Raw genomic sequence first — 3,564 nt, 5'->3', positions numbered from 1 at the left:
GCGTGAGCGTGGGTGCCGGTGCTTCGGCCGGCGCAGGCGCGAGTGCCAATGGTGGTCTTGTCGGCGGGCTGTTGGGTGGCCTGGCCGGCAGAAAATAGAATTGCACCTGGCCGATTAGACGGCCTCACCTACAGCGCCTACGCTTGGTTGAGACGAGAGACCGAATAAGTCTCTCGTCTTTTTTATGGATCAATGATCGATCCCTGAAAGCACCCGAACCGCGCCCCCAGAGCCCGGCGGGAGTCTGCGAAACGCTGCTGCAGTTATGACCATGGAGTGTCCTATGCGCGCTTTGACCCCGTTGTTGCTACTTACCCTCAGTGCTTACGCCCACGCCGATACCCTGCCCAGCTTCCTCAACAGCAACGACACCATCCGCAACCTGCCGGTGCCCAACCTGCCCGCCGACGCCTACCGGCCAGCGACGCCGCATACCCAGTTGCCCACGCCCGCCGCCACCGCCGCGCAGCCTTTGTTGATGGACACCAAAGTCACCATCACCAAGCTGCAGATCGACGGCGGTACGGTCTACCCGCTCAAGGACGTCGCGCAGGTGTTCGAGCCGCTGATTGGCCATGAAACAGACTTGGCGCAATTGATCGAAGCCACCCGCAGCATCACCCGGCGCTATCAGGAGGATGGTTACCTGCTGTCCTATGCGTTCCTGCCCGAGCAACGCTTCGAAGGTGGCCTGGTGCACGTGGTATTGGTCGAGGGTTATATCCGCGACTATGAACTGCAGGGGGACATCGGCGCGGTCTCGTCCTACATCGATAAACTCGCCGAGAAACTCAAGGCCGAACGCCCGCTCACGCGCAAGACCTTCGAGCGCTACACCACGCTGATGAGTGCCATCCCCGGGGTGACCTTGCAAGCCCAGGTGCCGCCGCCGGGCACCACGGATGGCGGCACCCACATGCAAATTTCCGCCAGCCGCAAGCCCTTCACCACCAGCATGAGCCTGAACGAAGCCAGCCGTGGCGGCACCCAGGCGCTGCTGACGGCCACCAGCAACGCGTGGACCTCCATGGGCGAACAACTGAGCATCAGTGGCCTGTTCCCGCCTGGCGACGATAAAGAGCATTACTACCGCGCGGCCTACAGCCAATTCGTGAATGCCGAGGGCACGCAACTGGTGTTGTCCGGCGAACGCTACCGCGCCGACCCACGCACCAGCCTGCAACTGGGCGACGGGCTCGAACTCAAGCCGCATCAGGAAATCGACCGCTACTCCATCGGCCTCAGCCATCCGCTGATCGCCTCGCCCAACGAGTCACTGAGCCTGGGCGCGCGCTACTACGCCGTCGACCAGACCACTCGCTATAAGCTGAAAGGCTTGCCGCAACGCCTGCAGATACAAACCGACCTGCGCGCACTGGCCTTCGAGGGCGACTGGCGCAAGGCCGACACCACGCAACTGCGCATTCTCAGCGCCGGTTTGTACCAGGGCATGAACGGCATGGGCGCCAAGACCCACACGGATTTCGGCGGCCTCAAGCCGGACCTGGATTTCTTCCGCGTGCGCCTGTCGGGCGTACAGAGCAACACGCTCTTCGATAACTGGCAGGGCGTGCTGTCCGGCGCGCTGTATTGGAGTGACGACACCCTGCCCGACAGCGAACGCGCCACCTTCGGCGGGCAGAATTTCGGTCGCGGCTACCCCGATGACCAAGGCTCGGGCGACAAGGGGTGGGGCGCGGCGTACGAGGTCAACTATAGCTACAACCGCGCCGGCGAATGGGTGCGCATCCTGCAGCCGTATGTTGTGTTCGACCGTGCCAAAACCTGGTTCAACGACCTGCCGGTCAAAGGCAATGACCTGTCATCGGCGGCGCTGGGCCTGCGCTTTGGCGACGCCAAGTATTACAACATCGCCCTGGAAGCGGCCAAGCCGATGTCGGACGTGGCACTCGACAACTTCAACCGCAAGCCGCGGTATTCGTTGAGTTTCAGTTATCAGCTCTAATCCGAGGCAGCGCCCATCAAAGTGGGCGCTGCCGTCCATTACGGATGAGACTTGCCGAGGGGAAACAAGCTGTTCAAGGTGTCGATCAACCGCACCAGGTAGATGGGCTTGCGAAAAAGGTCCAGCACCTGCAGGCGCAGCATGTCGCTGACGTCATCCATCTCGGCATGGCCGGACATCACAATCACCGGCAGGTGTGAACGTGAGGTGTGTTCGCGCAGGCGCCTGATCAAGGAGATGCCACTTTCCTCGGGCATGCGCAGGTCGGTGATGACCAGCGCGATATCGGGGTGAAGTGTCAGTTCCTGCAGGGCGAAGGTGACGGAATTGGCGGTAAAACAGACAAATCCCTCATTACCGAGGGATTCGGCAAGTTCGATAAGCGCGTCCTCTTCATCGTCCACCAATAATATTTGTTGGCGTGAAGAAGATGTGCTCATGGCCGTACCTGCAAGAAGGAATATATGTAATCGCTAGCGCAACTTAACCTCAAGTCCCTGTCGGCATTTTGGTCGACATGTTTGTGAAAATAGCACTTATCTTGGTTCCAAGTCCTGTACCGGCACCGACAATAACGAGCGCTACCAGCGCGACGATGATCGCGTACTCAATACCTGAAGCGCCGTCTTTGCGCTTGAAGAAAAGTTGCGACTGAACATAAATTTTCAACATCAGGTCAAGGAACATCAGACTTCTCCTTAAAACGCCACCAACGCCGGAAGGGCTCTAGTACCGAATAACTGCGGTGTGCCACTAGAGCATTGTCAACAAACCCCAGCCTCACAACTGTAATAACGGATTAATCACAAAGCATTAGTCAGATCGTGGCCCCCACAAGGACGCGGTATTAACAGGCAACTTTTAAAGTTCAGCTAAATTTTTCGTCAGGTAATGGCATTTCGTCCTAGCTGAGCTACCTTCAAATAGCCAAATCGTTAGATGTTCATCACAGCCAGGTTGCGAAGTAGCACGTTTGGAATAACGCGCAAGTGCAGTGCAACGGGAAAGGGAGAGCCGTCATGAACAGTCGTATCAGCATGGTCCTGGCCGGCGTGCTGCTGATCGGGGCAATCATCGCGGGTTATTGGGGGCTGGTGTTGAGCCGCCAACCTGAACCTGTCGCAGCACCTGTCGTTTCCGTCGCAAACCCCGTCCCCTCCGCCGAAGATCAAAACCGTCAACCGGTGGTGGTCCTGGTGCGTGAGGTCTCCGCCTTCGCGCCGCTGACTGCCGCAGACCTGGCCATAGAAAAATTGCGCACCGCGCCCGCCGGCAGCCTGACCCAGCTCGACCAGGCTATTGGCCGTATGCCCCAGCGCACCCTGGCTGCCGGCACGTGGCTGACCGAAGAAAGCTTCACCGCCGGCGGCCCGCTCGCCCGCATGATTCGCCCCAACGAGCGGGCGCTGGCTGTCGCGGTGGATGAGGTGATCGGCGCCGCCGGCCAACTGACCCCGGGCGACTACGTGGATGTATTGCTGTTCCTGCGCCAGGACGCGGGTAACGCCGAACAGTCGGCGCAGATCGTGCTGCCGGCCATGCGCCTGCTCAGCGTCGGTGACCAAATGGGCCTGGCCAACGACGGCAAGCCCGCCGTA

At 59.9% G+C, this 3,564-nt stretch carries 4 protein-coding genes; 2 read left to right on the top strand and 2 right to left on the bottom strand.

The features are described from left to right. Positions 1-283 precede the first annotated feature (283 nt). Positions 284-1,966 carry a ShlB/FhaC/HecB family hemolysin secretion/activation protein gene (locus WBR57_RS23450; protein ID WP_424087100.1) on the top strand — a complete coding sequence of 561 codons (1,683 nt, stop codon included), beginning with the start codon at positions 284-286 and terminating at the stop codon, positions 1,964-1,966. A gap of 38 nt (positions 1,967-2,004) precedes the next feature. Here the strand turns inward: WBR57_RS23450 and WBR57_RS23445 are convergent, their stop codons facing one another. Next, positions 2,005-2,406: a response regulator gene (locus WBR57_RS23445; protein ID WP_424087098.1), complete on the bottom strand. Its 402-nt coding sequence runs from the start codon at positions 2,404-2,406 to the stop codon at positions 2,005-2,007. Positions 2,407-2,455: 49 nt separating this feature from the next. Then, positions 2,456-2,653: a Flp family type IVb pilin gene (locus WBR57_RS23440; protein ID WP_424087096.1), complete on the bottom strand. Its 198-nt coding sequence runs from the start codon at positions 2,651-2,653 to the stop codon at positions 2,456-2,458. Positions 2,654-2,985: 332 nt separating this feature from the next. Here WBR57_RS23440 and cpaB point away from each other — a divergent pair. Further along, on the top strand, positions 2,986-3,564 hold a 579-nt coding region (gene cpaB / locus WBR57_RS23435; protein ID WP_424087094.1), incomplete at its 3' end, for a Flp pilus assembly protein CpaB.

Origin of the sequence: Pseudomonas sp. (assembly GCF_049590575.1) — a bacterium.
Classification (GTDB): domain Bacteria; phylum Pseudomonadota; class Gammaproteobacteria; order Pseudomonadales; family Pseudomonadaceae; genus Aquipseudomonas.
Note: the sequence above shows the minus strand (reverse complement) of the source record. Positions and strands in the feature narration are given on the sequence as shown.

Coding starts and splice junctions, on each gene's coding strand:
- WBR57_RS23450 (WP_424087100.1), top strand. CDS start 284: ATGCGCGCTTTGACCCCGTTGTTGCTACTTACCCTCAGTGCTTACGCC.
- WBR57_RS23445 (WP_424087098.1), bottom strand. CDS start 2,406: ATGAGCACATCTTCTTCACGCCAACAAATATTATTGGTGGACGATGAA.
- WBR57_RS23440 (WP_424087096.1), bottom strand. CDS start 2,653: ATGTTCCTTGACCTGATGTTGAAAATTTATGTTCAGTCGCAACTTTTC.